The following is a 26,939-nucleotide window of genomic DNA, read 5'->3' as shown; positions in this document are numbered from 1 at the left end:
TCCGGAGGATCACCTGACTCCGGGGCGGAGCACGCCTGGTGGATTCGCCGGGGCCGTGGCATGCGAGTGGACCAAGCTGTGGTCCGTCCGGGCCTCCTCCCTCTGTCTTCTCGCGGGACTCGCGGTCACCGCCGTGTTCACCTTCTACTTCGCCTCGATCGCCCGCATCAACGAACACACGGTCCAGCCCGTGGGGAACGCGGCGGCCGCCTCCGTCGTCGTCACGCAGTTCGCCGTCGTCGTCCTGGCCACGGTCGCGGTGACCTCCGAGTACTCGACGGGGACCGTGCGCGCCTCCCTGTTGTGGGTGCCGCGGCGGCATCGGGTTCAGGCGGCCAAGGCCCTGGTGACGGGGGTGGTCGCGTACGTCGGTGGTGTGGTGTTCGGGGTTGTGGGCACGGGCGTTGCCTGGGTGGCGTTCGACGGCCGGGCGTCGTTCGACGCCGGCACGACCGTCGCTCAGATCGTCGCGATCGGCGTGTACCAGGCGCTCGTGGCCGTGCTCACCGTCGGTGTGGCTTTCGCCGCGCGGCACCCGGCCGGCGTGCTGTCGCTCCTCGTCTCACTGCTGTGGGCGCTGCCGAGCGTGCTCCTGGGGCTGGGCAGCGACGCTCTGGCGGCCGTGAACGACGCTCTGCCGTACGGGGCGGGCGACCACTTCCTGCGCGTCGCCGGCGACGCCCCGTACTCCTCGGCGTCGGCCGTCCTCATCGTGGCGGCGTGGAGCGCGGTGGCGCACCTGACCGGCCTGTATGTGCTGCGCCGCAGAGACGCTTGACGGTACGTCGGAGCCGGAAGCCGGACAACTGTCAGCGGGTGCCCTCCTTCGTCTCTCTGCGGCCGGGACCGGAGAATCGACGTCAGTACGTCAGTACGTCACGCCGTCCGACCGGAAGGACCTCCACGCTCATGTGGCACCCTCCCATCCCCCCGGCCAGGCACGTCCTCGTCGACGCGGTGCTGTGGGCCGTGCTCTCCACCGCCACCGTGTACGGGTTCCGGGACGCGGGCGGGGCCTCCTCGCCGGTGGTGGACTTGCTGGTCCCCCTCGTCGTGCTGGCGGTGACCGTACCGCTGTCCCGCAGTCGGCCGGCGGTGGCGGTGTTCGTCGTCAACGGCTTGTGCGCACTGGGCCTGGCCGATTCCGCGACTCCGGCCAACGCCCATGTCCTGTCGCTGGCCGCGTTGAGCTGTCTGCTCGGTGTGCGGGTCGGTCCTGCCCGGGGACCGCTGGTGGTGCTCGCGGTGTGCCTGGGCGTCGACGTCGCGGCCTGCGCCGTGCTGCGGGTGCCGGCCGTGTGGTGGTTCTACACCCTCTCGGTGATACCCGCCGCGCTCCTGCTGCCGTGGCTGACGGGACGCCACTGGCGCGGCCGGCGTGAACTCGTGCGGGAAGGATGGAGGTTGGCCCGGAGCCTGGAGGAGCGCCAGCACCTCGTGGCGGAGCGGGCGGCGCTGACCGAGCGTGCGGACATCGCGGCCGACATGCACGACTCACTCGGCCATGCCCTGAGTCTGGTCGCCCTGCGCGCCGGTGCCCTGGAGCTCTCCCCGGACCTCACCGACCGTGATCGCGCCGACCTCGCCGAGCTGCGCGGGACGATCGCCGACGCCGTCGAACAGCTACGGCAGACGATCACCGTCCTGCACGACCCGCACGGCCCACGGGAAGCAGAGACCGGACCGGGGGCGGGGCCTGCGGCGGGAGGCACGGGCGGGCCGTCCGTCAAGGACACGGTCGCGGGCCTCCTCGGCCGGGCCGCCGCCTCCGGGGTTCCCGTGAGCTGGGAGCAGCGTGGAGCAGTGCCCGTGCTGCCACCGATGGTCGAGCGCGGGATGTACCGGGTGGTGCAGGAAGCCCTCACCAACGCCGTCAAGCACGCCCCGGGCCGGGCCGTGACGGTGGGAATCGACCACGCCGACGGTCACACCCGCGTGAGCATCGTGAACGCCGCCGCCGTGAGGAAGTACGGGCGGACCCGGCCGACCGGCGAAGAGGCGCCCGCCACCGGTGGCCGGGGGCTGACAGGGCTTCGGGAACGGGTGACAGTCCTCGGCGGCACCTTGGACACCGGCCCGCACCAGGGCGGCTTCCGTGTCGTCGCCGTCCTCCCCCACCAAGCCCCGGCCGTACCTCTGACGCCGCCGGCCGCTCCCAGGAGCGGTCTGCACACCGACCACCGCGCCGCCCCGGAGTCCGCCGAACGGCTCTCCGCGGTGCGGCGCGCCGCGCGTCGCCGGACCGTTGCCGCGTTCGCGGCTCCGGTCGCCGCGGCGGCGTTCTTCGTCCCGGCCGCCGCGTACCTGGCCTGGCAGCTGACGACGGGCGTACTCCCGCCGTCTCGGTTCGACGCCCTTGAGCCGGGACGCCCCCGGGCCGAGCTCGGCCCTCTCCTGCCGGCTCGCGACTTCCCGTATCCGCCGGACCACGCCCGTTCCGCACCCCGGCCGCCGGGTACCGACTGCGAGTTCTACCGCTCCGGCCGCGACCTGCTGGACGACGTCGACCTCTACCGGCTCTGCTGGTCCGACGGCGTTCTCGTGGCCAAGGACACCCTGGAGGCGAACCGGAGCTGACGGAAACGGCCGGGCCGCTCTCCTCCTCGGAGGCCTCCTCGGAGGGCCGGCGAGATCGCCGACCCCGTCACCTGGCTTCACCGGCGCAGCAGGAACTCCTCGGCGGCTCGGGCTCCGCCGTCGCTGCGGCTCTGGGTGGAGTGGCCGGCACCGGCGAGGACGACGAGTTCGGCCTTCGGGGTCACGGCCGCCAGGTCGCGGGCCCACCGCACCGGCGTCGACAGGTCCCGGTCGCCGGCGAGGATCAGCACCGGCACCCTCAGCGTGCGGCGAGGCGCGGCTTGGTTGGGGCGGGAGGCGGGCCAGGGCAGGCAGGTCTTCGGGATGCCCTGCGCGCCGGCCGTCTCCCGCTCGAAGGGCCACACCGCCGACGGCCGGATCCTTTGGACGGCCCGCTTCAGGGCTCGTTCCCGTCCCTCGACGGGTGCGGAGGCATCGCCCCACGGCCATCGGGAGTCGGCGCAGAGCGTCGCCGCGTGCAGTCCGGAGCTGAACTCCGCGGGCGGTTCGTCGGACGGCGCGGAGAACCCGGCGACGAGGCCGTCGAGGCGGGCCCGGTCACCGGAAGCGGAGGCGTGGATGGCCGCGAGGATGCCGAACCGGGGGTTGTCGAGCTTGGGGTCGATGATGCTCGCGATGACGAGCAGGTTGAACACGCCGACCCCGTTGTCGTCACGCCGGACGACCGTCGCGAGGTCCCGCGCCGGGTCGAAACCGCACCTCTGCTCGCGGCAGGCGGTGCGGAGCACCCGCGCGGAGTGGCCGAGGGCGTCCTCGTACAGCACACCGGCGCCGTCGAGCGGTACGACGGAGTCGAGGACGAGCTTGCGGACCCGGTGCGGATGGGTCAGGGCGTACTGGCCGGCGGTGAACGTGCCGTACGAGACCCCGTCGAGCGTCCAGGATCCCACGCCGAGGGCGCGTCGCAGGTCTTCCAGGTCGGCGACCGTGTCGGCGGTGGTGTAGAAGTTCCGCTGCGCGCCGAGGCTTTCGGCGCAGGCGGTGACGGCGCCGGGTGTGGGCGCGACGGTGTCGCTGCTGCCCACTTCTCGCTGGAGTCCCGGGCAGTCGACGGCCGCTTCGCCGGTGCCGCGCTGGTCGATCATCACCAGCCGGTACTGGGCGAGGGCTTCGGGGAGCCGCTCGCGGATCCGCTGGACGTAGGGGACGCCCGGCTGGCCGGGGCCGCCGGTGAGGAAGAGAAGCGTCCCCTTGGGCGCGTCGGCGGCGCCGAAGACCGCGGTCCGGAGCTTCAGGGTCCCCGGCACGGCGCCCGTACGGTCGAGAGGCACGGTGAGATCGGCGCAGGTCACGTCGGTCTGCCCGGGGCAGGGGCGCGGATCGGTGAGCCCTGGCGCCGTGACGGATGGGGCGGTGATGGCGGTCGGGCCGGTCGGGATCACGCGGTACGGGGCCGGGGCGGCCACCGGTGCGGAACCCACGCACACGACGGCCGTCAGGGCGGCCGCCGCTGCCGTACCGGCTCTGGTCAGGAAGGTCATCGTCACGTTCCCCCACGAGGAAGACGGAGCGCCGTGCACCACCCGCGGGGAGCACCGCACCAGCCGGGGCTCCGGCCGCCGCCAGTCTGCGGCGGTCCCCGCACCGGGGCGTTGGACATTCATGCGCGATCCGCGAGAACACCCCTCAAGGCGCTGGGGACGCACCCCGTATGGCTGCGGCACACCCGGGTCAGATGGGCCTGATCGGCGAACCCGTAGGCGTACGCGAGGGTGCGCAGGCCGCCCTCGCCCTCCTCCAGCGCGTGCAGGACGCCCCGCAGCCGTAACTCGTTGCGGTGGTGCGTGAGGGTCGTGCCGGTGACGGCGCGGAAGACGCGGCTGAGATGGTGCGGCGAGGCGCCTACCGCGCGGGCCAGCTCCTCCAGGGAGAGCAGGAGCCCCGGGGGTCCGCCGGCCAGGACGGCGCAGACGTCGCGGACCAGCCTGGCGTGGGCACGGGCGGCGGCGGGGCGGCGGCTCGTGTCCGTACGCCAGTGTCCGGCGGAGGCGGCCACGTCGTCGAGCAAGCGGTGCAGCCGCTCCCCCAGTTCGAAGTCCTCGGCCCCGCGCCGTGCCGCGGCCAGGAGGGCGCGGTGGTGCACGTCGGTGGCACCGGTGACCGTGAAGCGGCGGGAGAGCGGCGGGCCGTCGAACCGGTCGGCGAACAGCTCGGCGCCGAGCCGGATCTCGGTGGACCGGTCGCCGGGGCCGATCGGGTGGGCGACGCGGTGTTCGTCGCCGGGCCGGGTGAGGTATCCGCCGCTCGCGTCGACGAAGAACTCCTCGCCGGCGATCCGGCGGAGGTAGCCGCCGGACCGGGCCAGGACCACGGTGTACGCGTCCGCGTGTCCGGGCCCGAGGAATCCGGAGCTGTCCTCGCAGCACAGGATGTCCTGGACGGTGATCCCGGCGGCACGGATCCGCCCGCGCAGCGCGCCGCGCCGCTCGCGTACGGTCTCGTCCTCGAGCAACTCCCCGATACTGCGGCCCTCTTCGTTCATGCGTCCCCCCCTGAGGCCTCGGATCCCCCACCGCGTGGCGGTTCACACCCGTTGGGGGTGCTCCCTCCAGTGGCCCTCGGGAACCCCTCGTGTTGAAGGGGCAGTTCGCCGGCGCGCTCGGTGTGCCCCGCCGACCGCGGCACCTTGGAACGGCCGGACTATTCGCTCGGCTCCACATGCGCGTTGTCGATGTACAAGTACATTCCGCCGTGCTCCGAGCACCGGAGGCCGACAGAGACGCGCCGCGCCATGTCGTCCTGGCCGAGCACCATGGCAACAGCCACCTGGAACACCATGGTTCCGTCGGAGCATCTGAAGTAGTCCCCGGACGACAGCGAAGGAAGCGGGGTCACGGACGGTACGAGTCGCCAGGGAAAGGAAAGCACCTCCGAGGGAAACGTCGCCGGGTCGTCCCCGTGCCACACCCCGATCGCTATGAGGCAGCCGACGCAGTAGCAGTCCCCCGCCCACACCTCGAACTCGTCCACACCGTCCGAGCCGCACAACCGGCAGGCCACCGGCACGGCCACAACCCTCTCCCCCGCCCCCGCCCGCACCGACCGCTCGACCAGCGACACCAATGCGACGTACTCCGCACCCGCTTCGGCCGCCTCAGCGCCACATCCGAGATCATGATCCATTCCTCGATGATCACACGCACCCGGATCCCTGAGCCGACCGTCGACTCGGCGGCGCAGCACCTGTCATGCGCGACCGTGGCGCGTCCCGAGGATCAGGACGCGTTCGGCGCGGGGTCTCCGCAGCCCGCTGCTGCAATGCGGCGGCGTGCGAGTGTCGTACGGGTCCGGTGTCACGATGCACGCGCGACGGGCGACGACTACCGTCGTACGCGCGCGACGGTCGCGCGGCGCTCGGGTTCGTACGGACCGCACGGCTGCGGTTCCACGGCGGCGGCGAGTGCCCGGAACGCAGGGGGTGGGGCTCCATGCCGAGTCGTCGCGTGGTCGTGGTCGGAGCCGGGATCGGCGGGCTCACGGCCGCTGTGGCCCTGCACCGCCGCGGCTGGCACGTCACCGTCTGCGAACGCGCCCCCGAACCCCCCGTCACCGGCGCCGGGATCGGCCTCGCCCCCAACGCGCTGCGCGCACTCGACGCCATCGGTGTCGACGTCACGCGCGTCACCGGCAGCGCCGTACCCGGCGCGATGGGGGTGCGCCGCTCCGACGGCCGGTGGCTCGTCCGGGTCGCCACCGCCGACCTGGCGGCGCGCTACGGGATGTCCCCGATCGCCGTCCCGCGCCCGGCCCTCAACGTCGCTCTCGCCGCCGCCCTGCCGGCGGGGGCTCTCCTCTACGGCTCCACCGTGACCGCCGTCGACGACGCCGGGGGCCGCCCGGTCCCGCGCACGGAAGACGGACCGGACCTTCCCGGCCTTCCCGCGGACCTGGTCGTCGCCGCCGACGGGATCCACAGTCCGCTGCGCCGCGCGCACTTCTCCGGCCACCCCGGCCTGCGTTATGTCGGCGAGACCGCCTGGCGGGCCCTGGTGGAAGCTCCGGACCTGGGGATCCAGGCGATGAGCGAGACGTGGGGGCGGGGCGAGCGGTTCGGCGTGACCCCGCTCTCCGACGGCCGGTTCTACCTCTACGCCACCGCGGCCGTTCCGGCCGGTGGCCGGTCGGACGACCCCCGTGCCGAACTCCGCCGTCGGTTCGGCTCGTGGCATCACCCGATTCCGGCGCTGCTGGACCGCGTCGACCGGCTCACCCCCGGCGACGTCCTGAGGCACGACCTCTACGAGTTGGCCGCCCCGCTCCCCCGGCTGCACCACGGCCGGATCGCCTGGCTCGGCGACGCCGCCCACGCCATGGCACCGAACCTCGGCCAGGGCGGCTGCCAGGCCATCGAGGACGCGGTGGTCCTCGCCCACCTCCTGCCCGCCGGGGACGACGGCGCCGGTGCGGACGGCACGGACTGCGCGGATGGCGGGGACGGTGCGCACGGCGTCCCGGCTGCCCTCGCCGCGTACACCGCCGCCCGTCGCGACCGCACCGATGCCGTGCGCGTCCGTGCCCGCCGCGTCGGTCGGCTGGGCGCCTTCCGTCACCCGCTGGCCGTGTCGGCCCGCGACATCGCGGTCCGTGCCACCCCTGTCCGGCTCGCCCTGCGTGGCATGGACGACCTGTTCAACGGCTTTCGGCTGCCGGACCGACCGGTGGGGTGACGCGGTGGAACCCGTCCACGGCTCCTGCCCCACCCTCGGATGCGCACTCATCTGCCGCCGATGCCTGAAGTCGTTCCGTGCGGAGTCTCAGAGGGCCGTCCCCTTGCAGTCCGGCGGCTTGAAGGCGGCCCGGAAATCCGGGCCGGTGTACGCGAAGACCACTCCGCCGTACCGTGAGCTTCGTCCCCTTCGCGGAGGCCTCCTTCGGTCCCCCGGCCCGACCCGCGGCTGACCGCCACAACTCTCGTCCGCTGGTGCCGGCCGAGCCCCCGCCCAGCGCCCCTACCGGCCGCGCAGGGTCCGCATCCGTAGCGAGTGATCGGACACGCCGTAGAGGGCGTTGGCGAAGGCGGTCAGGTCACCCCGCGAGCGAGCCGGTGTCGGGTTCGGGCATCCGCTGCTCGACGACCGCGCGGTAGCCGTCCATCACGAGGACCGCCTTGGACTTCCACCAGCGGTAGATGGTGCTCTTGGCGACGTCGGCACGCAGCCTCCGCTCACGAGGTCGGCTACGACGAGCTCGCCGAGTTCTCGCCACCCCGGACGACCACGTCGAGGTGCCCGAGGCCGTCCGGCTCGTCACCGAACTGCTCGGCGCCTGACCGCCGCGGGCGCTCGCCGACGCAGATCGGCAGGACCGGCGTGAGCGCCGGCACCGACGGGTCGCGGTCTTCGGCGCGGGTTACATCGGCCTCGTGACGGGTGCGTGCCTGGCGGAGCTCGGCCATCGGGTCGTCGTGCGCGACATCGACCCGGAGAAGGTCCGGATCCTCGAAGGAGGTGACGTGCCGATCTACGCGCCGGGCCTGGGCGACATGATCGCCGGGAACAAGGAGCGGTTGCGGTTCACGCTCGATCTCGACGAGGCGCTGGACAGAGCCGAGGTCGCCTACGTGTGTGTCGACACTCCGCCTTCCGTGTCCGGCGACGCCGATCTGTCGCGGGTGTGGTCCGTCGTCAGGTCCCTGGCCGGCGCCGCGCATCTGCGCGCGGTCGTGGTGAAGTCGACGGTGCCGGTCGGCACGGGCGCCCGGGCCCGCGCCGCGCTCGACGAGGCCGGGCTCACGGGCACCGGTTACGTGTCGAACCCGGAGTTCACCGCCGAAGGCCGCGCCGTGAGCGACTTCATGCACCCGGACCGGATCGTCATCGGCACCGACGACCCGGCAGCCGCGGCGCTCGTCGCCGAGCTGCACGAGGGCATCGAAGCGCCCGTCGTGACGATGGACGTCCGGTCGGCCGAGATGGTGAAGCTCGCGTCGAACGCGCTGCTCGCCACACGGATCAGCTTCGCGAACGAGATCGCGACCCTGTGCGAGAACACCGGGGCGGACGCGATGGAGGTCCTGGGCGCGGTCGGGCTCGACCACCGGCTCGGCCCGCACTTCCTGCGTCCGGGGATCGGATGGGGCGGCTCGTGCTTCCCCAAGGACTCCGAGGCGCTGCGGCAGCTCGCGAGCAACACCGGCTTCCATCCGATGCTGCTGTCGGCGGTGATCGATGTGAACAACATCCAGAAGCGGCGGGCGGTCCAGAGGCTCAAGGACGTCCTCGGCGATCTGGCCGGCCGGGAGATCGTGCTGCTGGGCATGGCGTTCAAACCGGGTACGGACGACATGCGCGAGGCTCCGTCGACCGTCCTGGCGTCGCGGCTCGCCGCCGAGGGCGCGCACGTGCGGTGCTGGGACCCGCTGGCCCGGCACGGCGAAACGGAGCCGTGGCTGTCCGCCACCCGGTACGCGAGCCCGGACGAGGCCCTGGACGGTGCGGACGCGGCGGTCCTCGTCACGGAGTGGCCGCAGCTGAAGGACGTCGACTGGGCACGGGCGGCCGCGGCGATGCGGCAGCCGGTCCTCTTCGACGGACGGAACCTGCTGGACCCGGTCCGGATGCGGGAGTTCGGCTTCACCTACATGTCGGTCGGCCGCCAGTAGACCGCGCCGGCGCCCGCTGTCCCGGCCGGAGGTTCCGGCCGGCCGGGACAGCGATGCTGAGCTGCGTTGCTCAGGTGACGGCTGCAGGGCTACGTCACCTGCGCGGAGCCGCTCAGCCGTACATCGCCGCGCGGTACAGGGCCGCGAGCGCGCCGTCGATGGGATGGGGCTGCGGATTGCCGGAGGAGTCGAGCTCGTTCCACCTCTGCCTGTTCACCGCGACCGCCATCTGCCGCTCGCCGTCGGCGCGGATCATCGCCAGCGCTCCACCACCCCAGACGGTGCCGCCATGCCCCCAGAAGACACCCTCACCAGGACCCTCCATCGGGTGCAGGCCGAGGCCGTAGTCGATCACCCGTCCTTCCTGGGAGACGACCGGGACGGTGTGCTGCATCTGCGCCAGTGACGGCAGGCTGACGATCTTCCCGGCCAGCAGTGCGCGAGAGAAGCGGTTGAGGTCCGAGACCGTCGATATCAGCGAGGCCGACGGCCCCACCCATGACATGTCGTAGACGCTGTAGTCGCGCGGCGGGTCGATCATGCCGAACCACGACTCGTAGAGCAGCGAGTGCGGCCCGCTGACGTACGGCTCCGTGGGGAGTTCGGTGTCCCGGAGCCCGGCGCGCTCGATGACGTTCCGGGTGATGTACCGCTCGGCCGTGGTGCCCGTCGCCTGTTCCAGGAGTTGGACGAGGAGCAGGTAGTTGGTGTTGGAGTACACCCCTGGCGTGCCGCCCGGGAGGCCGACGGCAGGTGCGGTGACCCCCATCTCGATCAGGTCGACGGGGTCGAACCGCGTGAACCGGTGGTCGTCCAGGCTCTGGGGCCCGGTGTTCGCGAGGTCGGGGAACGCCTTGAGGGAGGGATAGGCGTACGGAAGGTACTCGGCGAGGCCGCTGGTGTGGTTGAGCAGCATCCGGACCGTGATCGCGGCACCGCGCTCTCCGGGAACCAGCTTCGGAAGGTAACGGCCGATCGGCGTGTCGAGCCCGATCCGCCCCTTCTCCACCTGCTGCAGCACCGCCGCGGCGGTGAAGACCTTGGTGATGCTGCCGACGCGGTGCCGCATGTCGGCTGTGACGGGGCGGCCGGTGGCCACATCGGCGACACCGGCGGCGCCTCGCCAGACCTGGTCGCCGTCCCGCACCTCGGCGAACAGGCCCGGCATCCCGGCGCGGTGGACGGCTTCGACAGCCGCGTCCAGCGCCGCTGAATCCAGTGGGTTCTTCACGTCATGCGTCCCTTCGTATCCCCCGGGGCTCCGCATCGGTCGGTCGCCTGACCCCGGCCGCCTCCTGCCGGGCACACCTCCCGGCAAGCTCATGTCCTCATTATGCACGCGGTGCGTGCAACACCAAGTGCATAGGCTAGGCTGAAGTTCGGCGAGAGGAGCAAGATGGCAGGCCGAAGGCGTTGGTCGACCGAAGAAATCCTTGATGCGGCGGCGGAACTGCTGCGCACGGGCGACGCCGAGTCGTTCAGCGTGCGAAAGCTGGCCGCGACCCTCGGGACCGATTCCTCCAGCCTCTACCGACACTTCCGCAGCAAGACCGAACTGCTGCGCGCGGTCGCCGACCGGATCCTGGTCGCCGCCATGGACGGCCACCGCGCCGAGGGCGACTGGAAGCAGCGCGTCACGGCCCTGGCCCTGCGCGTGCGGGAGGCCTTCGGCCGGCAGCCTCAGCTCGCCGCGGTATGGGGACGTTACGCGTCGGGCGGCACCGGATCCCGGCTGGTCATGGAAGAGGCGCTCCAGGCACTGCGCGCCTCGGGACTGCCCGACGAGGAGATTCCGGTGCGCTACCACCGGCTCGCGGTCCTCATCGCCGCACTGATCGCCTCCGAGGCCGGGGCCGGCACGGTCACCCCGGAGGAGCGTGAGCAGGGCCTGGAGCTGTTCCGCGTGGCGGTGCTGGGCGCCGACCCCGAGCACTTCCCGGCCCTGGCCCATTTCGCCAGGGACGTCCGCCCCCTCGGGGCGGACCGCCGCGCCGCTTTCGAGGAGATCCTCGCCGCCCACCTCGCCGACGTCGAAGCCGCGGTCCGTCCGGGCTAGCCGGCCGAATCCCCCGATCCGCCGACTCGCACTAGCCTGGAGTCATGGCAGTGGTGCGGGTCGGCGACGTCGACGTCGCCTATACGCGGAAGGGACGCGGGCCGGTCGTGGTCCTCGTTCACGGGGCCGGCGTCGACGGGCGGATGTGGCAGCCGCAAGTCGAAGCGCTGGCGGACGAGTTCACGGTGGTGGCCTGGGACGAGCCGGGGTCCGGGCGGTCCGGCGCCTTGCCGCCGGGCTTCGGGCTCGCGGACTTCGCGCGCGCTCTCGCCGCGGTGATCGAGGACGTCGGGCTCGGGCCCGCCCAGGTCGCGGGCCTGTCCTGGGGCGGGACGGTGGTCCTGGAGCTGTACCGGTGGCGGCCGGACCTGGTGCGGTCGCTGCTGATGGTGGACACGTACGCCGGCTGGAAGGGCTCGCTGCCCCCGGAGGAGGTCGCGGCGCGGGTCGAGGGAGCACGGCGGATGCTCGCCGCCCCTCGGGAGGAGTTCGACCCGACACTGCCGGGGCTCTACGCCGCCGGCCCGCCGGAGCGCTTCGCGGTGCTGCTGGAGGACATGGGCCGGGACGTGCGGCCGGAGACCATGGCCGCGCAGCTCTCCTTGATGGCCGAGGCCGACGAGACGGACCTGCTGCCCCGGATCACGGCGCCGACCCTCCTGCTGTGGGGCGAGCGCGACGCCCGCTCCCCCCTTGCCGTGGCCCACGCCTTCCAGGCCGCGATCCCGCACGCCGAGCTGGTGGTGATCCCCGCGGTGGGCCACGTGAGCAACCTGGAGGCGCCGGAGGCCTTCACGGCGGCAGTGCGCGCCTTCTGCCGCGCCCACGCCTAGAGCCCTTCCGGCACACACCTTTCAGCGGACCATGCCGTGACTCACCAGGTACCGCGGGCTCAACCACCGCCACGACCGCCGCCCCCGCGACTGCCCGGTCTTCCCGACCTCGCCGCAGCCGTCTGCTACTACGAGCGACTCCTCCGCCTCGCCATACAGGGCACGGTCTCAACCGACCCCGTACCGAGCGGTTTATCCCATGCACCTATGCATGCAGCATATTCCTTGACAAATGGCGCGCACCGGACAAACGTGGGCAGCAAGTACCGCGCCCGTGGAATCGAGCACATCATGACCGGAACCACGAAGACCAAGAGGATCGGTGCTGCACTCGCCGCCGTGGCGGCGTCCTTCGCACTGGGTCTCGGTGGGGCCTCGATCGCGGAGGCCAAGATTCAGCCGGTGGACATTTCCTGCACCAACAACGCGGGCCATGAGCCCGGCGGCCAGCAACCGTCCTGCAAGGGCAGTTCACTGACTCAGGAGTCCGAGAACCAGAACCCCGCAGGCCACGCCCCTCGCGGCCATAACTGACACCCCCCCTGTAACCCTCTAGCGGCCTCTTCGATCGCGCCGGCGAGCGCGGTGAAGAGGCCGAATCAGGCGGCGGACGCCTGCGCGGTGACGTCGGGTCAGCTTGGTCGGATTCGGCACTTTCACAACAGGCCGTAGGGCGTTTCGTACAGATCAAAGATCATCAGGTCCGCCTCCCCGGGCCCTGGCCCGGGGCCTCCCGCGCCGGCGGGGCGATTTCGTCGATGACGTCCAGGAAGGGTTCCACCAGGGGGTTCTTGCCCGCGGTCGGCCACATCAAGCCGTAGTCGATGCTCGACGCGTCGTGGACGGGCACGAAGACCATCCCCGGTCTGGTGTGGAACTGCTCGGCCCGGGCGGCGACGGTGCTGACGCCGACACCGGACGCGACATGGACCAGGACCTCCGGCCAGTACGTCGTCGCCGGCCCTTGAGGGATGGGACGCCCCGCAGGGGTACGGCGGGGGAAGTAGCGGTCCATCCAATAGCGCGGGATGCGAGCGTCGGCGAGGGTCACCAGAACGGTGTCCGCGAGCTCCTCGAGCGAGACGGACTCCCTGGAGGCGAACGGGTGGTCAGCGGGGACCATCAGGGACCGCGGTTCCTCGAACAGCACCCTCCCGGTGGTGATGTCCGGCTCGTTGATCGGGAACTCGGTCATCTGCACATCGACGGTGCCGGCCCGCATGCCGCCCAGGGGATCACACAGCTGGATCTCCTGGATCTCGACCTCGCAGTCGGCATACCGGGCGCGGAACAGGTCCGCGGCCCGCACCATCAGGTTCCCGCACCACGGCCCGGACCAGCCCACCCGCACCACCCCCTTGATCCGTACACCCCGAGCGGTCGCGATGGCCTGCGCGAGCCCGAGACCGATCTGCTCGTAGGCCGGCAGCAGGTCGTCCCGCAACCGCTCCCCCACCTCCGTCAGAGTCACGCTGCGACTGTTCCGTACGAACAACTGCGCGCCGACGCGGCGCTCCAGCTTCCTGATGGTCTGACTGATCCGGCTCGTCGTCACGCGCAGCCGCTCCGCCGTACGCCCGAAGTGCAGTTCCTCGGCAAGCGTGAGGAACGCCTCCAGCTCCATGCGCTCCAGCATGTCCTTCCCCTCCCCCTTCGTGAAGCCACGCTCAACGCAGCGTGCCTTCTTCCGTTCTTGTCGGCGGATCCGCCGTTCTTGGATGCTGAGGTCACCGCGTTCGACGGACGGACCGCCTCGGTCGACCGCGAAGGACGCGGCACCCGGACGCGCCCCCGCACCACACCCCGGCCAGACCCCGACCACACCCCGACCTCGCCGTCGATCGCCTCTCGGTCGTCGCATCGCTCGGTCGTGTCCTGGTCGCACCCTGGCCGCACCTCGGTCGCGCCCCCGGCCCTACGAGAACGGAGCAGCACTCATGAGCAAGGTCGTCGTCGTCATGTACGTGTCCCTGGACGGCGTGGTCGAGAAACCCGCGTGGACCGGCCCCTTCTGGAACGACGAGCACGCCAAGTACCAGCACGGACAACTGCTCGCGAGCCGGGCACTCCTGATGGGTCGCGTCACGTACGAGGAGATGGCCTCCTCGTGGCCGGCCCGGGACGAGTCGGACCCCTTCACCGCCCGCATGAACAGCATCCCGAAGTACGTCGCGACCACCACGCTCGACAAGGCGGAGTGGAACGCCGTCCTCATCGAGGACGACGTCGTCGAGCAGGTGGCCAAACTCAAGTCCGAGCCCGGACAGGACCTGCTCGTCTACGGCAGCGTCACCCTCGTCGACCACCTCATCGCCCACGACCTGGTCGACGAACTCAAGCTCTTCCTCCACCCGGTGGTCGTCGGCGCCGGCCGCCGCCTCTTCTCCGACGGGGCCGTCGGACGGACATGGACGCTCGCCGGCACGGCGGCCCTCAGCTCCGGCGCGATCGTCCTCGACTACCGGCCGGTGCGGTCCTCCTGATCCGGTGACCGATCGTCCGCTCACCTTCAGCAACCCCCTTTCCCACCAAGGAAGTACACCACCATGCGCAAGATCATCAACTCCACGTACCTCTCCCTCGACGGCGACTCGGAGAAGCTCGACCAGTGGTCCTTCGACTACTGGAGCGACGACCTCGAGCGCTACGCCAACAAGCTGCTCTTCGCCGCCGACGCCCTCCTGATGGGCCGTGACACCTACCTGAACTTCGAGCCCGCGTGGTCGCAGCGAGCCGGCGCCGACGCGTTCGCCGACCGCATGAACAGCATCGACAAGTACGTCGTCTCCTCCACCCTCACCGGAGGCGACTGGGGCAGGACGACCGTCATCCCCCAGGACGCTGCCGTCGAGGCCATCACCGCGCTCAAGGAACAGCCGGGCGGCGACATCCTCATGTACGGCTTCGGTCCCGTCGCCAAGACCCTGCTCACGCACGGCCTGCTCGACGAGGTCCACTTCTGGGTGCACCCGGTGATCGCCGGCGGCGGAACCCTCGTCACCGACGGGTTCCAGCACCGCCTCACCCACACGCACACCGAGGTGCTCGACACCGGCGTCGTCGTCCTCACCTACATCCCCGCGCCCGCCCCCAAGGGCTAGGCCCGCTTCCCGTAGCGCCGGGTCGGCGCCGCCGTGGCGGCAGACCGAGATCACCCAGAAGCTGTCCTACGGCTACGCCCAGTACGCCGACCCGGCGATGCGCGCCCAGACGCTTCAGTACCGGCGATGCTTCTGGAGGTCGACCGCGTCAACGAGCCCATCGACGACCTGGTGGACGAGCTGCGGCGGTACACCGAGCGGTACGAGCTCTTGGCGTCGAAGGCCGACGCTGCCAAGGTGAAGGCGACCTGGGGAGCGGCGGTGCGCGACTTGCGTCTGTGGTCGCGGATCTATTCGGCATCCCAAACGGCCCGACAGGGCTTCATGGGCGTGGCCTGCTTGACCCGCCAGGCCGCCGCCTGCACAGTCGGGATGCGGCACCGTGGCAGCGCCGCACCCATCTGTCGGCTGGTCCCTCGCCCATGGGGCGTCGACGACCCTGACTTCCAGGAGCGACTGGCCCGATGGTTCTCGACCTGGTGGTGATCGGTACGGCCATCACCCTGGGGCCCCTGCACAACAGCGCCTTCATCCTGCTGCTCTCCTCGCGGCGCGGCGTCCGTCAGGGTCTGGCGTTCTTGTTGTCGTGGCTGGCTAACCTGATCACCGTGATCGCCGTCGTGGTGCTGCTGACCGGCGGCCAGCCCCCGGCCCGGCACAGTGCGCCGTCGACCACCGCGATCGCCGCGAAACTCGCCATCGGTCTGGCCCTGGTGCTGTACGGCGCGCACCGGCACCGCCGGCCGCCGCGCCCGCACGGTCCACCGCGCTGGGCCGCTCGGATCGACAACGCCTCCTGGGTCACGGCGGCGGGTCTGGCGTGGCTGCTGCAGCCCTGGGGCCTGGTCGGCGCCGGGGCCGCCACTGCCCTCGAGGCGAACCTCTCCACCGCCGGCGACTGGCTCGCGCTGACCGGCTACTGCCTGCTGGCCACCCTCAGCCTCATCGTCATGGAGATGTACGCGGTCTGGGCGCCCACGGCCGCGTACGCCCGACTGAACGCCCTGCGGAACTGGCTGGGCCAGCATCAGGAACAGCTGATTGTCACGATCTCCCTGCTCGCCGGTCTCTGGCTGACCGCCGTAAGTATCTACGAGCTGGTCTCCTGAAGCAGGCGGGCCCCAGTTGCGGTCCCCGGGCGGCTTGATGGCGCTCGACGAGGAATCCTTCGGGGAAATACCGGAACCCGCAGGATTCAGCTTGTGCGCTGCAGTGCGGGCGGCGTCCAGTCGCCGGTGAGGGCGGGCCGCCGGGGCCAGTACAGGCGGAGGAAGACGTTGAATCTGCCCGCGGGTGCGGGGAGCCAGTTGCCCTCGCGGTCCGGGCCCGGGTGGTCGTGCTGGACGTAGACGTCCAGGGAGCCGTCGGGGTTGGACCGCATGCCGCTGCGGTCGCCGATCGCATACCGGTTCAGCGCGTTGTCGGCGAAGAGATGGCGCTCGTTCATCATCGTGAGGGACCAGAAGCCGTCGACGGGCGGGATCTGATCGGCGTCGAAGTGGAGCACGTAGCTGTGGGCCCCGTCGAGGGGCCGGCCGTCGGCGTCGGCGGTGGCGTGCGGATACAGCGCGTCGGCGTCGAGGTTGGCCCCGTACCCGACGAGGGTGATGACCGCGCGCTTGGCGTAGTCCGTTCCGTAGCCCCCGAGGCCTCGGTGCACGGCCCACCCGCCCGTGTTCACGGACTCCGCCTGCTCGAGCAGGTCTCGCAGGGTCTCCGGGCCTCGCCGCGCGCCCGCCTCCAGGGCGGCGAGCTGCTGGGCGGACAGGTCGTCCAGGCTCGCGCCGGGTGCGATGCCGAGTTTGGCCAGGCGGCCCAGGACCGGTGCGTCGGCGGGGTCAGGGGGGTTGTCCACCATCATCCGGTTGAGGAGGGTGAAGTACTCGCGGCCACCGAGCGCGTGGACCTGGTCGACGGGCGCCGTCGTGGTGTCGACACCGGCGGAGACAGGCACGTCGGTGGGAGGAGAATAGTCGGCGGGGTCGCCGGTCCACCGCGACAGCGGAATCAGCCGGGTTTCGTCCTGCAGCTTGTTCACGGCCGGGAAGTCGGACGGGCCGCTGGTCGCGTACCGGGCGATGATCCAGTTCACTGCGGTGGGCGACTTCAGCAGGGTCAGCCCGGGCGGCGTCGCTCCCGACCAGGACGGGCCGACGATCAGGAACGGGCCCGCGGACGGGCCGTACTCGCGTCGGCCGACGACGGCGCAGACATTGGACCAGGCATCCAGGATCGGGACCATCCAGAACCGGTCGCCGAAGTCGGGCAGGGTCAGCACCAGGGGCTGGTCGGACAGATCGAGCCAGGCACTGGAGTACAGGGTGTCGGCGTTCGGTGAGACGACCTCGGTGAAGGAGGCGTCCGGGGTGGCGCGCATGTAGCAGAACTGGTTGACCGGGGCCTTCCGCCGCGCGTCGTCCCGGGCGGGCACCGCCGTCATGGAGTCCTTGGTCAGGGCCGCCGTGACCAGCGGATACCCGTAGATCCACGCCTCCGTGGCCGGCTTCTCCATCGACTCATCCGTCATCGGCATCTCCCAGGTGCTACGGCGAACCTCATCCGGGCCGACGCTATGAGCGCCGTCCACCGCCCGCGCGGCGAGTCCGCCGGACGGGTGACGCGGACGGACTTGCCGGGCCTGACCGGCGAACGGCGTGTCCACGCTCGGCGGGCGACGGGCGCATCTCACCGATCGAGGGGTAATCGTGGAACATGCGGCACGACGCAGCAGCGTGAGCACCACGGCCGGCGAGTGTGCCGCAGAGGCCACCAGCCGGTCTGCCCGAACAAATCAAGGTCGGGCAATGCACTCACCCAGGCTGCGACGGAGAAGTCCAAGCTGCTGGATACGGAGTTCATGGCGGCCGGGAGCGGGAAGAGACGTGCAACCCAAGGATCGTCGGCCCACCCACGGGACAGGTGGTGCTGTCCGGACGGGACGGGCCCGGGCGGTGGCCCGGGCCCGCGTAGTGCCGGTGATCAGTCTTCATCCGCGGACTTGTCGTCCGGCGGCGCGTCGGTCTTGCCGCCCTGGTTCAGCATGCCGCCGAGGGCGCTGAGGTTGCCGGCACCGCCGGTCAGGGCCGGTGCCGCCTTTCCGGCTGCGTCGACGGCGATCTGGGCCATCTTCTGCAGGTGTTCGGTGGCGGTCTTCAGGGCCTCCTGGGCGCGTTCTCCGGCGGCCTTGTCGTTGCCGGCAGCGGATTCGATGCCCTTGGTGAGTACCTGGCTCATGTTGCTGAGGCCGCTCATGTCGCGGAACAGGTTCGCGGTGACCATGGCCTGCGCCGCTTGCAGGGCGGTCGGGTCGGGCATCGCCGCGAGCGGCGTGAACTTCGCTTGGGAAGCTCCCATGCCGGCCGCCGTGACGTCGAGGTTCTGCGCCCGTGTTCCGGTGGAGACCGGTGCGATGTCGGCCGGCGTGATCTGGATGGGCGAGTCCTTCCAGTTCCAGAAACGGGTGAGGTCGATCTTCTCCGCCGAGTTGGCCCGGCCCAGCACGGCCTCGGCGAAGACTCCCTTGGTGGCGATGGCGATCGTGTTGGTCACCGGCGCCCCGAACGTGGCATCGCCCGGCTGGCGGGCTTTGGTCCACGCCTCTCGTTCCTGTTCGCTGCTGAAGTTCCACCGGAAGCCGAGGTAGTTGCCGGTGGCGGCGATCGGCTTGGGGTCCAGGAGCGTGCCGAGGAGGACCGGTGCGGCGTTCGAGCCCGGGGGCGTGTACGAGTAGTTGGCGAGGATGCGGCTGAGTGTCAGCTCGTCGGCGTTGGCCCACACGGCCTGGCTGTAGTGGCGGCGGTTGTCGTTCAGGTGGTCCAGAACCGCCTGTGGCACGTTCCCGCCGCGCACGTGGAATCCGAGTGAAGCGAGGTAGGTGCGGGTGCCTGACTTCACCGTCGAACCGAACAGTCCGCAGATGGCCGCGCCGCCGGCGTCCTCGGACAGGTCGGGGGCGGCGGTGGTGGTCTCGGCGATCCCGAAGTTCGCCACGCCCGAGGCCATCGTCAGGCGCAGTCCGGCGAGACTGCCGCGGGCGGCCGTACCGGCCCAGGCGTCGACGGAGATGAGCTTGTCGGCGCCTGCGAAGGCGTACGAGGCGCGCTGCAGCACGCCGGAGCCGCCGGTGTCGCCGCAGCGGAAGGTGTGGCCCGGGAAGACCACCTGGAGGCTGCGTATCCCGAACTCGTCGTACCAGACGTCGATCTTGGACGCGTAGGGAGAGTCGGTCTTCGGCGGGACGTCGAAGGCGACCGGTGCCTCGCGTGCGGCGGTGAGCAGCCGGAGGATGTACCCGTTGCTCATCAGCGCCCAGTATTCTCCGCCGACGGACGAGACGACATCCACCAGTCCGGGGACCCCGGCGAAGTACTTGGGGGCAGTCCAGGTCGTCGCACCGGCCTCCACCACGTGGGACTTGCCGTCGGCCGCGACGCCCCAGAGCACGCCGTCCGGGCCGGCGGACAGGCGCTGCACGTTCGGCGCCGGAGTCCGCTCCACCCAGTTGGTGCCGTTGCGCTCCCACGTCCGCCCCTGCCGGCAGTACCACACCTTGTTCTTTCCGACGACGGCTACATCGTCGGCGGTGATCTTCAGGTTCTGCGACGCGCCGTTCGGGTCGCGCTGGTAGAGCGAATTGTCCATGCCGACCAGGTAGAGCGTGCCGTCAGAGCCGCAGGCGAGGCTCAGCCCCGCCCAGCCCTGCGGGTCGGGTCGCCAGGTCGTCCCGTCGAATTGCAGGAGCAGGTTGTCGTTCCTGAGCGCCCACACGGTGTTCTTGCCCGGCGCGATGCGGATGAGTTCGGTGTTCAGGCCGGTGGTGGGCATCGGGTTCCACTGCCGGGACACGGGATCGAACTTCACCGGACTGCCGTCGGACTTGCGCACCCCGTAGGTCCCCATGGCCGATGCGGCGATGTCTACCAGCTCTACCCCGTCGAACACCTGGGGGACCGACGGCGTCTCCGGAGCCGAACACGCGTTGAGCTTGCGCACAGTGGTGTCGAACGGGTTCGCGGCCCGTATCTTCGCCGCCCAGTCGGCCGGCGCCACCGATGCGAGCGCCTCCTTGTACCGCTGGAGGCTGGTGTAGTTGAAGGTGAGCTCTTGCAGCGGGATGAACAGGCAGCGTTCCAGTTTGGTCGGCTTCGTCGTCACGTTGTAGACCTGGACGACCTCGTAGTACTGCACCGACATCGCGTGCATGTGGTTGTAGTTGGTGACGACCCGGGTGACGACCTGGTCCTTCTCCGACTGCGTCGTCTCGCGCACGACCGTCATGTTCCGGCTCCGGGCCGCGGTCGCCAGCTGCTGGGTCCGCGCGCTGATACGCTGCGCCGCCTCCTCCGCGACCGACTTCACGCCGGTGGAACGCGACACCGCGGTCGTGAAGCCGGTGTTCGACGACTCGCCCCAGTTGCCGCCGGCCCCCATGCCGAATAACGCAACACCGATGCTGCCGCCCGAGCTGGATGACTTGCTTGCCTGAGACGCCTGGGACGTGCCGTACTGCTCCTCGCGAGCGATCGCGTTCGCGACCTCGCTGATCGAACGGTTCTGATCAGTGGTTCCGGCCAGGGCTTCGTTCTCAGAAGCCGTCTCGGTGCCGGTGACCTTGGTGCTGCGCTGCCAGTCGACGACCGCGACCCTGGTGCTTTCGCCGGGCGCGAGCGCGAGGCTGTGCAGCAGCCGGCCGAGGGTGACGCCCTGGGCCGACCAGCTCTGCTCCGTCGTGACGATCATGCCCTCGGCCGGCCGGTCGTAGAACGGCAGGTTCTCCTCGCCGAGGTCGATGGCACCGGTCAGCTTGCGCGCCGGTTTCGCTCCGGGGATGTCGGTGAGCACCACCGAGCGGTACCGGACGATCTCCACCGGGTAGTTGCCGGTGGTCGGCAGAAGGTCCTTCGGCGTCGGACCGTCGAGCATCGCCTTGTCCACCTCGAACTTCGGCGACGTACTCGACGGCGTGGTGGTGTTCGTCGGGGTGGCTTTGGGGGTGGTGCCAGGTGTTCCGGTGCTCGTATCACTCATCACGATGCCCGTCTGTGAAGACAATGAGAAGGGTCGGCATGACCGCCGGACCTTGGAGCGCCTGACTCGAAGGCAGGTCACGCCTTCCGGATCGCTCGAAAACTACACAACTTGATCACGAAAACGACAAACTTTGTCAAACTTGGCCGGAACCAGCGCCCGACTCGGCGCCCCTTTCGCAGCGCCTGCTTCAGGCACGCCCGGCTACCGGGCGCCGGCCGGCTTGGGTGCCCGTGCACCGTGGGACCGAACGACATGCGGCCTGGCGCCCGCCGGGACGAATGGAGTCGCGAAGTTGCCGGTGATCACGCCACCGCGCGCACCGACCGTTGCTCACCGGCAGGAACGGCCGTAGCCGTTCCCACTCCGCATCCGACAGATCACCCCGCCCCACACATGGGACGACGATCCGACCAGCCGACAGTCACATGACCGGCCGGACAGCTCATGGTCCCCGGTCCGGGGACTCAAGGAAGGAACGTCACTGCCGGGAAGGCCCGGGACGGTCCGTCGAGCAAGTGCCCCCGGCGGTGGCGCAGGTGCTCGTCGAAGAACGCGAGCGGGTAGGCCTGCTGGATCCTCACCGCCTGGTCGGGGGCGAGGCTGCCGATCACGTCCTCCAGCTGCCGCCCACTCCATCCGAGCAGCTTCGCCAACTGGGGATACAGCGCCTCGTTGTCACCGTATGAGACGTGGGCCGCCCCCTGGACCTGGATGTTCAGCCGCCGGCCCCGCAGGCACGACCAGAACGTGGCGACCGCGGGATCCGTGGCTCGTGTGAACGCGGCGGACATCAGCATGAACGGCCGGTCCAGCTCCCCGGCCAGTGGCGGGTTCATCTCCATCGGGCCGTCGAGACTCAGCCCGGCCCGGATGCGCTCGTCCGCGAGCGTGGCGCAGGCGGTGGCCGTCCCGCCCTTCGACCAGCCGAACGCGCCCATGCGCCGCGGATCGAGCGAGCCGAGCAGCCCGGTGGGCGGCTCCCGCCGGTCGGCGTCCGGATTGGACCCGGCGGCGAGCCGCTCGACGCAGTCGAGAACGAAGCGCAGATCCGCGGCGAAGTCCCCGGGCAGGGTCGGCGCCTTCCGGTCGCGGTGGGGGACGGCGACACGGCCGTCGGGAAGAACGGTGTACGTGTCGTACTGGTGAGCCACCGTCACCACGGCGTACCCGTGGCTGGCGAGCTCCTGGACCACGATGGTGTGGTCCCCCTGGTGGCTGTGCGCTCCGTGCGAGAACACGACGACGGGCAGCCGTCGCCCCGACCGCCGCACCGGAGCGCCCATGTGGCCGGCGGTGAGCGGAACCAGGAGGCCCAGGTCGCCGAACCCCGCGTCGGCGAGGAACGCCTGGAAGGCTCCTGCCGGCATCCAGGGCGCCACCGGGTACCGCTCGACGTTCCGGGCGGGATACCAGACGGTGGCCATCAGCTCGCGGGAATGCCCCGGGCCCGCGATGGCGTCCGGGCGCGACCGGTCGACGAGGCGCAGCGGGACCGTGCCCACCGGGTGCGGCCCGGTGGGCACGGGCAGCGTGAAGCGCACGGGCGCAGGCGTGCCCGTGCCCGAATCCGCCCACACGGGGCCGACGCTCGCGGCAAGCGGGACGGTGGTCCCGGCGGCCAGCGCTGCTCCCAGAATGCGGCGGCGCGTCATGCCCTGTCGGCTGATGAACGGTGCGGTCGCCATGACCCTCCTTTGATGACGGATCGTCAATCGTGCCGTGACGGGCGGTCCGTGGGCACATGGGAACGCTGCCACGAGCCCCGCCCGTGCGGCATCGGCCCGCGGGTTTACACCCTGGGTCTACGTGGTCGGCGATGGTTGTCTCCCGATGCCGGGTCACCGCGCCGGCCCACCGCACCACGGCAGTGGGTCCGTCTCCTCACGCTCGCCGCCGAGAGGCCAGCCAGTCGCGGTTCCTGCTCACGCCTTGGGCTTGAGAAGGAACCTTTCACCCCGTCCGTCCGTCATGTCCACGGGGGTCCCTGGAGACCCCAGCACCCCGCCTGTTCGCTCTTCACCACCGAGGCCTGAGGAGATCCATGGCCGACACCGTTCACTCACTGGCTGCCGGCGTGCACGAACTGCTCGTGGCGATAGGGACCAGCGGTCCCTCCGCGGTGGCCACCGCGGGCATCCATGACGTCATCGCGCGCGCCACGGTGCTCGGCCCTGACGCCGCGTGGCTCGTCGCCGCGGGCCAGGCGACGCTGGGCGTCCTGGCCGTCGCGCACGGGCAGAGGGATCAGGCCGTCGTCCACCTCGACGCCGCGGTGGCGGCCGGTTTCAACGACTGCGTGATGCTCCACTCCGCCCCGCTGCGTCCGCTGCACGGTGATCCGTACTTCCGAGCGCTGTATCAGCGGATGCTCATCACCGAGGCCGACCTCGACGAGCTCTTCTGGCTGCACCGGGAAATGCAGCTCATGGCCCAGGACGCCCAGACAGCGATGATCGACGACATCGGCCGACTCGACACCGGAGTGTCGCTGCTCCCGCAGGCCCCCATGCCGACCCGCGTACCGAACACCCCCGGCATCCTGATCACCCGCATCGATCTCGCCGCGACCCAGACGACACTCCAACAGGCCGCCCTGAAGCTGGACTTCCAGCGCAGTTCAGGCAACACCAGCCTCAGTCTCATCGACGACTCGTGGGACTACACCCGCGCCACCCGCGACGCGTGGCTCGCCGACGACCGGGAATCCCGGCGCCGGCGGGCCGCCGAGGCCCGGGCCTTCGTCGAGCGCCCCGGCGCCGGTACCACGCTCGCGCTCTGCCCGCCCCTGGGCTCGATCACCTACCCGGCCTGAGGACATGCGGGGGTGGCGATGGACCGGCCGATCGCGGAGGTGGCCCGGAAGTGGGAGGACCTGGCCCATCTTGTCGCCGAAGCGGCGGAGGGTACGGGGCAACTGCCGTCTCCCGCTGCGTGCATGAGACGTACGGTGTTTCTCCGGTCACCGGCCGCCCGCGAGTCAGGCTGCTACTTCTCCACGGTGTAGGTCAGCTGCGCGAAGCCGCCCCCGAGGGCCGCGACCCCGTCCAGGCGGAGGGGGACGTCGTCGTGCAGCTCGCCGAAGAGCCGGTGGCCGCCCCCGATCAGGACCGGGGCGACGCTGATGATGAAGCGGTCGACGCGACCGGCGCGGATGAAGCTCTGGACGAGGCGTCCGCCGTCGGGGTAGACGTGCTTGACTCCGCGCTGGTCGAGGTCGGCGACGAGGGTGTCGATGTCGCGGTAGACGGTGACACGCGGGTCGGCGTCCTCGGGGAGCGTGGTGCTCAGGACGCCCACGTGACGGTCGCCGTAGAGCCAGTTCTCCTCACCGAAGCCGATGACCTTGTCGTAGGTGTTACGGCCCATGATCACGGCGTCCACCGAGTCGAGGAACGCGAAGAAACCCAGGTCGCCGGCCTTCTCGCCGCGCGAGGTCAGCCACTCGATGTCGTCGTTCGAGCGGGCGATGTAGCCGTCGAGACTGGTACCGATGAAGACGGTGGCGGCGAACGTCATGCGGGCCTCCTGAGCAAGTGGTCGAGGTCGTCGTGGAGCAGAGTGGCGGGATCGCCGTCGCCGGTCATGGCCCACCGCAGCAGGGAGCCGTCCATGGTGATCTTCACGGCGCGGGCGAGGCGCGGCACGTCCGCGCCGGCGGGGAGCTCGCCCCGTGCGGCAGCGTCGGCGAGGAGCTCTCGGAGCACCGCGTCGACCGCGCGGGTGTGCGCGGCGGCATGGACGCGGAACTCGGGGTCGGACAGGTCGAGTTGGAGCATCCCAAGATGGTTGGCCATCTCCTCGGGAGTGGACATGCGACGGGCGAACTCGTCGGCGACCGCGTGCAGCGCCGCGAGGGGCGATTCGTACGCGGCCTGTGCGCCGCGGTACGGCGCGGCGGCGCCGGCGGCGGCGTCCGCGGCGAACGCCAGCAGCAGGCCCCGCTTGGACCCGAAGCGCTGCAAGAGGGTCGCCGGGGAGACCCCCGCTTCGGCGCCGACATGCGCCAGGGTGAGCCTGCCGGGACCGTGCGCGCCGATGGCGCGCCCTGCGGCGGCGAGGATGTCGGTGTCGCTGGTGACGCGTGGCCGTGGCATGGACCCTCCTTCGGGATCGACCGTAGCACGTTAGTAAATGGGCGTTCATTTATTAACCGGTCCCCCGAGGGGGACGAAGGCTCGGGTGCGGGCGACGGAGCGGATTCTGCCCAGGGGGAGGCCGGTGAGGGCGGCGATGCGGTCCGGGCTGTAGCCGAGGGCGGCCAGCGTCCCCAGTTCTTCGCGCAGGGCTCCGGTGGAGCAGCAGGGTTCGCCGTCGTTCGCGTGGACGTGACCGTTGAGGAGTGTCCACGCGGTGTTCGTCGGACTGGATGAGCCGAGTACGGCCCTCCAGCCGCCGGACAGGGCGAGGAAGGTCTGTTCCACCGCCTCGTCGGCCCTGTGCGAGGGCAGGCACGCCCGGGCGTAGGCGAGGTAGTCGGCGTGGTGCAGGGTCCGGAACGCTTCGAAGGACAGCGGCATGGCCGCGTGGCGCCTGTTGATGGTCATGATCGACGCAGAGATCACTCTTGGCCCCGTGGGTGTGTGGTGTTCAGCCGAAGGCCGCTGCGGGCAGGGCCGAGGTGGACGGGGATACTTTCGCGGCCTGCCAGAGCGGGCGGAGGTCGGCAGGGCTCCCCCTCAGGGAGAGAATGATCTTGGCGATGGTCTCCCAGTCGGGTATGCGCGAGCCGTTGAGGGCCAGGACGATCTCGGGGAAGGTCGGCTTCGTGTCGGCGTTGACGGCGCGCTGGATGTCCCAGGGGGTCGGCCGGCCCGCGGCCAGGTAGAGGGCGCGCAGACTGGTGTGGAACTTGACCCTGGCGGCTTCCGGGTCATCCGGGGCGGGCCCCTGGTCGTGGTCCGGGGTGCGCTGGGCGGCTTCCCACAGGGCACGCAGCTCGAAGGGGCTGCCTTCGCAGGTCTCCACGAACCGCTCGACGACCGGCCATGCCGGCCGCCTCGTGCCGGCGAGGATGCGTGAGACGTAGGACGGGGAGACACCGACCTTGAACGCGGTGTCCTTGATCGTGAGACCGGTGGCCCGCTGCAGCGATGTCATCGCGGCGGCGAACTGCTCACCGGGAGTCTGGGCGGGCGGGAGAGGGGCACCGGCGGCGCGGACCGTGGTGTCGGGGCGGCCCGTCGCCGCGGGGCGGCTCTGCCGTGTTTCCCGGGCGAGAGCGAGGCGGCGGCTCACCTTGTCCTGGGTCCACTTCTTGCGGAAGCTCTCGGCTCCGCACCCGGCGGCCTCCGCGATCACCATCCACGAGTCCCCCCGGGCGCGGCCGCGCGCGACGATGGCGGCCTCGACGTCCATGAGGAACCGGTAGTGCTCGGTGACCTGCCGCATGAGGACGTCGGTGTCCTCGCTGCCCTGCACGGCGGCGAGCATGGTGGTGGCGGAGAGCTGGAGATCCTCGGTGGTCGCCGCCAGGTCCTCTTCGTACCGGGTGAGGTCCGGAGGCTCGGCACAGGAGCTGCGCGCGGCGGCGCGGCATGCGCGGGAGCAGAAGGTGTTCGGGCGTCCTCGCCTGACGGCGTACTGGAAGTCCGTGCCGCAGCGGGAGCACTGCCGCGTCTGCTGCCGTGGAGAACCGGACGGCATGAAGGTGCCTCTTTCGGGGTGCGTGCGGGGAATTAAGGCGGGCGGACCGGTCACGGATGGCCCGCTGCGCGGAAAAG

Annotated in this window: 26 protein-coding genes; 12 read left to right on the top strand and 14 right to left on the bottom strand. The window is 71.0% G+C overall.

What is annotated here, in order from left to right:
• The first annotated feature begins 55 nt into the window (after positions 1–55).
• Both DEJ46_RS37895 and DEJ46_RS37890 read left to right on the top strand, forming a co-directional pair.
• The gene (locus DEJ46_RS37895) at positions 56–778 is read left to right on the top strand and encodes an ABC transporter permease (protein WP_223835388.1); all 723 of its coding nucleotides are present in this window, start codon (positions 56–58) and stop codon (positions 776–778) included.
• 131 nt (positions 779–909) lie between these two features.
• Positions 910–2,577 carry a sensor histidine kinase gene (locus tag DEJ46_RS37890; protein ID WP_150273675.1) on the top strand — a complete coding sequence of 556 codons (1,668 nt, stop codon included), beginning with the start codon at positions 910–912 and terminating at the stop codon, positions 2,575–2,577.
• A gap of 77 nt (positions 2,578–2,654) precedes the next feature.
• On the opposite strand, the gene DEJ46_RS37885 is transcribed toward DEJ46_RS37890, so the two are convergent.
• From DEJ46_RS37885 to DEJ46_RS37875, 3 genes are all read right to left on the bottom strand, one after another.
• Positions 2,655–4,079, bottom strand: coding sequence for an alpha/beta fold hydrolase (locus DEJ46_RS37885; RefSeq protein ID WP_150273673.1), 1,425 nt, complete (start codon positions 4,077–4,079; stop codon positions 2,655–2,657).
• Positions 4,080–4,198: 119 nt separating this feature from the next.
• Entirely contained in the window at positions 4,199–5,080 is an 882-nt protein-coding gene (locus DEJ46_RS37880; protein ID WP_150273671.1) for a helix-turn-helix transcriptional regulator, read from the bottom strand.
• Between the two features lie 158 nt (positions 5,081–5,238).
• A complete protein-coding gene (locus tag DEJ46_RS37875) occupies positions 5,239–5,721 on the bottom strand; it encodes a hypothetical protein (protein ID WP_150273669.1) in 483 nt (160 codons plus the stop codon).
• Between the two features lie 305 nt (positions 5,722–6,026).
• On the opposite strand from DEJ46_RS37875, the gene DEJ46_RS37870 reads away from it, so the two are divergent.
• Positions 6,027–7,265, top strand: coding sequence for an FAD-dependent oxidoreductase (locus DEJ46_RS37870; protein ID WP_150273667.1), 1,239 nt, complete (start codon positions 6,027–6,029; stop codon positions 7,263–7,265).
• A gap of 358 nt (positions 7,266–7,623) precedes the next feature.
• Here DEJ46_RS37870 and DEJ46_RS37865 read toward each other — a convergent pair whose 3' ends face one another.
• Positions 7,624–7,803 (bottom strand): hypothetical protein, encoded by a 180-nt coding sequence (locus tag DEJ46_RS37865; RefSeq protein ID WP_150273665.1) that lies wholly within the window; start codon positions 7,801–7,803, stop codon positions 7,624–7,626.
• Positions 7,775–7,993, bottom strand: a complete 219-nt coding sequence (locus DEJ46_RS37860) for a hypothetical protein (protein ID WP_150273663.1) — start codon at positions 7,991–7,993, stop codon at positions 7,775–7,777. The genes DEJ46_RS37865 and DEJ46_RS37860 overlap by 29 nt, the downstream gene beginning before the upstream one ends.
• Between DEJ46_RS37860 and DEJ46_RS37855 the strand changes: the two genes are divergently transcribed.
• Positions 7,961–9,199 (top strand): UDP-glucose dehydrogenase family protein, encoded by a 1,239-nt coding sequence (locus DEJ46_RS37855; protein ID WP_263411772.1) that lies wholly within the window; start codon positions 7,961–7,963, stop codon positions 9,197–9,199. The genes DEJ46_RS37860 and DEJ46_RS37855 overlap by 33 nt on opposite strands.
• Positions 9,200–9,311: 112 nt before the next feature.
• Here the strand turns inward: DEJ46_RS37855 and DEJ46_RS37850 are convergent, their stop codons facing one another.
• The gene (locus tag DEJ46_RS37850; RefSeq protein ID WP_223835387.1) at positions 9,312–10,430 is read right to left on the bottom strand and encodes a serine hydrolase domain-containing protein; all 1,119 of its coding nucleotides are present in this window, start codon (positions 10,428–10,430) and stop codon (positions 9,312–9,314) included.
• A gap of 165 nt (positions 10,431–10,595) precedes the next feature.
• Between DEJ46_RS37850 and DEJ46_RS37845 the strand changes: the two genes are divergently transcribed.
• The 3 genes from DEJ46_RS37845 (at position 10,596) to DEJ46_RS37835 (ending at position 12,622) form a co-directional block, all read left to right on the top strand.
• A complete protein-coding gene (locus DEJ46_RS37845; RefSeq protein ID WP_150273657.1) occupies positions 10,596–11,255 on the top strand; it encodes a TetR/AcrR family transcriptional regulator in 660 nt (219 codons plus the stop codon).
• Between the two features lie 44 nt (positions 11,256–11,299).
• Positions 11,300–12,088 carry an alpha/beta fold hydrolase gene (locus tag DEJ46_RS37840; RefSeq protein ID WP_190623088.1) on the top strand — a complete coding sequence of 263 codons (789 nt, stop codon included), beginning with the start codon at positions 11,300–11,302 and terminating at the stop codon, positions 12,086–12,088.
• A 252-nt stretch (positions 12,089–12,340) separates the two neighbouring features.
• Entirely contained in the window at positions 12,341–12,622 is a 282-nt protein-coding gene (locus DEJ46_RS37835; protein WP_150273655.1) for a hypothetical protein, read from the top strand.
• Positions 12,623–12,785: 163 nt separating this feature from the next.
• On the opposite strand, the gene DEJ46_RS37830 is transcribed toward DEJ46_RS37835, so the two are convergent.
• A complete protein-coding gene (locus DEJ46_RS37830; RefSeq protein ID WP_150273653.1) occupies positions 12,786–13,724 on the bottom strand; it encodes a LysR family transcriptional regulator in 939 nt (312 codons plus the stop codon).
• A 301-nt stretch (positions 13,725–14,025) separates the two neighbouring features.
• On the opposite strand from DEJ46_RS37830, the gene DEJ46_RS37825 reads away from it, so the two are divergent.
• The 4 genes from DEJ46_RS37825 to DEJ46_RS37810 all read left to right on the top strand — a co-directional run bounded on the left by DEJ46_RS37825 (position 14,026) and on the right by DEJ46_RS37810 (position 16,298).
• Positions 14,026–14,571, top strand: a complete 546-nt coding sequence (locus tag DEJ46_RS37825) for a dihydrofolate reductase family protein (RefSeq protein WP_150273651.1) — start codon at positions 14,026–14,028, stop codon at positions 14,569–14,571.
• Positions 14,572–14,634: 63 nt separating this feature from the next.
• A complete protein-coding gene (locus DEJ46_RS37820; RefSeq protein WP_150273649.1) occupies positions 14,635–15,189 on the top strand; it encodes a dihydrofolate reductase family protein in 555 nt (184 codons plus the stop codon).
• 126 nt (positions 15,190–15,315) lie between these two features.
• Positions 15,316–15,675, top strand: coding sequence for a hypothetical protein (locus DEJ46_RS37815; RefSeq protein WP_150273647.1), 360 nt, complete (start codon positions 15,316–15,318; stop codon positions 15,673–15,675).
• Positions 15,654–16,298, top strand: coding sequence for a GAP family protein (locus DEJ46_RS37810; RefSeq protein WP_150273645.1), 645 nt, complete (start codon positions 15,654–15,656; stop codon positions 16,296–16,298). Before DEJ46_RS37815 ends, DEJ46_RS37810 begins: the two co-directional genes overlap by 22 nt.
• A gap of 86 nt (positions 16,299–16,384) precedes the next feature.
• Here DEJ46_RS37810 and DEJ46_RS37805 read toward each other — a convergent pair whose 3' ends face one another.
• The 3 genes from DEJ46_RS37805 to DEJ46_RS37795 form a co-directional block, all read right to left on the bottom strand.
• Positions 16,385–17,716: a DUF1254 domain-containing protein gene (locus DEJ46_RS37805; protein WP_150273643.1), complete on the bottom strand. Its 1,332-nt coding sequence runs from the start codon at positions 17,714–17,716 to the stop codon at positions 16,385–16,387.
• Positions 17,717–18,168: 452 nt separating this feature from the next.
• Positions 18,169–21,297, bottom strand: a complete 3,129-nt coding sequence (locus DEJ46_RS39425; RefSeq protein WP_223835386.1) for a hypothetical protein — start codon at positions 21,295–21,297, stop codon at positions 18,169–18,171.
• 386 nt (positions 21,298–21,683) lie between these two features.
• Complete coding sequence (locus DEJ46_RS37795) at positions 21,684–22,904, bottom strand: alpha/beta hydrolase family protein (protein WP_150273641.1); 1,221 nt, start codon at positions 22,902–22,904, stop codon at positions 21,684–21,686.
• Positions 22,905–23,260: 356 nt separating this feature from the next.
• Here DEJ46_RS37795 and DEJ46_RS37790 point away from each other — a divergent pair, with 356 nt between their 5' ends.
• Positions 23,261–24,031, top strand: a complete 771-nt coding sequence (locus DEJ46_RS37790; RefSeq protein WP_150273640.1) for a hypothetical protein — start codon at positions 23,261–23,263, stop codon at positions 24,029–24,031.
• Positions 24,032–24,204: 173 nt separating this feature from the next.
• Here DEJ46_RS37790 and DEJ46_RS37785 read toward each other — a convergent pair whose 3' ends face one another.
• From DEJ46_RS37785 to DEJ46_RS37770, 4 genes are read right to left on the bottom strand one after another with little or no spacing between them, the layout of a single operon-like run.
• Entirely contained in the window at positions 24,205–24,735 is a 531-nt protein-coding gene (locus DEJ46_RS37785; protein WP_150273639.1) for a dihydrofolate reductase family protein, read from the bottom strand.
• Positions 24,732–25,313: a TetR/AcrR family transcriptional regulator gene (locus DEJ46_RS37780; protein WP_150273638.1), complete on the bottom strand. Its 582-nt coding sequence runs from the start codon at positions 25,311–25,313 to the stop codon at positions 24,732–24,734. The genes DEJ46_RS37785 and DEJ46_RS37780 overlap by 4 nt, the downstream gene beginning before the upstream one ends.
• A 45-nt stretch (positions 25,314–25,358) precedes the next feature.
• Positions 25,359–25,763: a hypothetical protein gene (locus tag DEJ46_RS37775; RefSeq protein ID WP_150273637.1), complete on the bottom strand. Its 405-nt coding sequence runs from the start codon at positions 25,761–25,763 to the stop codon at positions 25,359–25,361.
• Positions 25,764–25,806: 43 nt separating this feature from the next.
• A complete protein-coding gene (locus tag DEJ46_RS37770) occupies positions 25,807–26,862 on the bottom strand; it encodes a helix-turn-helix domain-containing protein (RefSeq protein WP_150273636.1) in 1,056 nt (351 codons plus the stop codon).
• Between the last annotated feature and the right edge of the window lie 77 nt (positions 26,863–26,939).

Origin of the sequence: Streptomyces venezuelae, assembly GCF_008642375.1 — a bacterium.
GTDB classification, from domain to species: Bacteria; Actinomycetota; Actinomycetes; order Streptomycetales; family Streptomycetaceae; genus Streptomyces; species Streptomyces venezuelae_G.
The sequence above is the reverse complement of the archived record's forward strand: the minus strand, read 5'-3'. Positions and strand labels throughout refer to the sequence as shown.

Excerpts from the sequence above, each read along its gene's own strand:
- DEJ46_RS37775 (WP_150273637.1), bottom strand. The coding sequence starts at position 25,763 with ATGACCATCAACAGGCGCCACGCGGCCATGCCGCTGTCCTTCGAAGCG.
- DEJ46_RS37885 (WP_150273673.1), bottom strand. The coding sequence starts at position 4,079 with ATGACCTTCCTGACCAGAGCCGGTACGGCAGCGGCGGCCGCCCTGACG.
- DEJ46_RS37820 (WP_150273649.1), top strand. The coding sequence starts at position 14,635 with ATGCGCAAGATCATCAACTCCACGTACCTCTCCCTCGACGGCGACTCG.
- DEJ46_RS37880 (WP_150273671.1), bottom strand. The coding sequence starts at position 5,080 with ATGAACGAAGAGGGCCGCAGTATCGGGGAGTTGCTCGAGGACGAGACC.
- DEJ46_RS37860 (WP_150273663.1), bottom strand. The coding sequence starts at position 7,993 with ATGGCCGAGCTCCGCCAGGCACGCACCCGTCACGAGGCCGATGTAACC.
- DEJ46_RS37795 (WP_150273641.1), bottom strand. The coding sequence starts at position 22,904 with ATGGCGACCGCACCGTTCATCAGCCGACAGGGCATGACGCGCCGCCGC.
- DEJ46_RS37875 (WP_150273669.1), bottom strand. The coding sequence starts at position 5,721 with ATGGATCATGATCTCGGATGTGGCGCTGAGGCGGCCGAAGCGGGTGCG.
- DEJ46_RS37845 (WP_150273657.1), top strand. The coding sequence starts at position 10,596 with ATGGCAGGCCGAAGGCGTTGGTCGACCGAAGAAATCCTTGATGCGGCG.
- DEJ46_RS37815 (WP_150273647.1), top strand. The coding sequence starts at position 15,316 with ATGCTTCTGGAGGTCGACCGCGTCAACGAGCCCATCGACGACCTGGTG.
- DEJ46_RS37870 (WP_150273667.1), top strand. The coding sequence starts at position 6,027 with ATGCCGAGTCGTCGCGTGGTCGTGGTCGGAGCCGGGATCGGCGGGCTC.
- DEJ46_RS37840 (WP_190623088.1), top strand. The coding sequence starts at position 11,300 with ATGGCAGTGGTGCGGGTCGGCGACGTCGACGTCGCCTATACGCGGAAG.
- DEJ46_RS37785 (WP_150273639.1), bottom strand. The coding sequence starts at position 24,735 with ATGACGTTCGCCGCCACCGTCTTCATCGGTACCAGTCTCGACGGCTAC.
- DEJ46_RS37780 (WP_150273638.1), bottom strand. The coding sequence starts at position 25,313 with ATGCCACGGCCACGCGTCACCAGCGACACCGACATCCTCGCCGCCGCA.
- DEJ46_RS37830 (WP_150273653.1), bottom strand. The coding sequence starts at position 13,724 with ATGCTGGAGCGCATGGAGCTGGAGGCGTTCCTCACGCTTGCCGAGGAA.
- DEJ46_RS37805 (WP_150273643.1), bottom strand. The coding sequence starts at position 17,716 with ATGACGGATGAGTCGATGGAGAAGCCGGCCACGGAGGCGTGGATCTAC.
- DEJ46_RS37825 (WP_150273651.1), top strand. The coding sequence starts at position 14,026 with ATGAGCAAGGTCGTCGTCGTCATGTACGTGTCCCTGGACGGCGTGGTC.
- DEJ46_RS37770 (WP_150273636.1), bottom strand. The coding sequence starts at position 26,862 with ATGCCGTCCGGTTCTCCACGGCAGCAGACGCGGCAGTGCTCCCGCTGC.
- DEJ46_RS37790 (WP_150273640.1), top strand. The coding sequence starts at position 23,261 with ATGGCCGACACCGTTCACTCACTGGCTGCCGGCGTGCACGAACTGCTC.
- DEJ46_RS37810 (WP_150273645.1), top strand. The coding sequence starts at position 15,654 with ATGGTTCTCGACCTGGTGGTGATCGGTACGGCCATCACCCTGGGGCCC.
- DEJ46_RS37890 (WP_150273675.1), top strand. The coding sequence starts at position 910 with ATGTGGCACCCTCCCATCCCCCCGGCCAGGCACGTCCTCGTCGACGCG.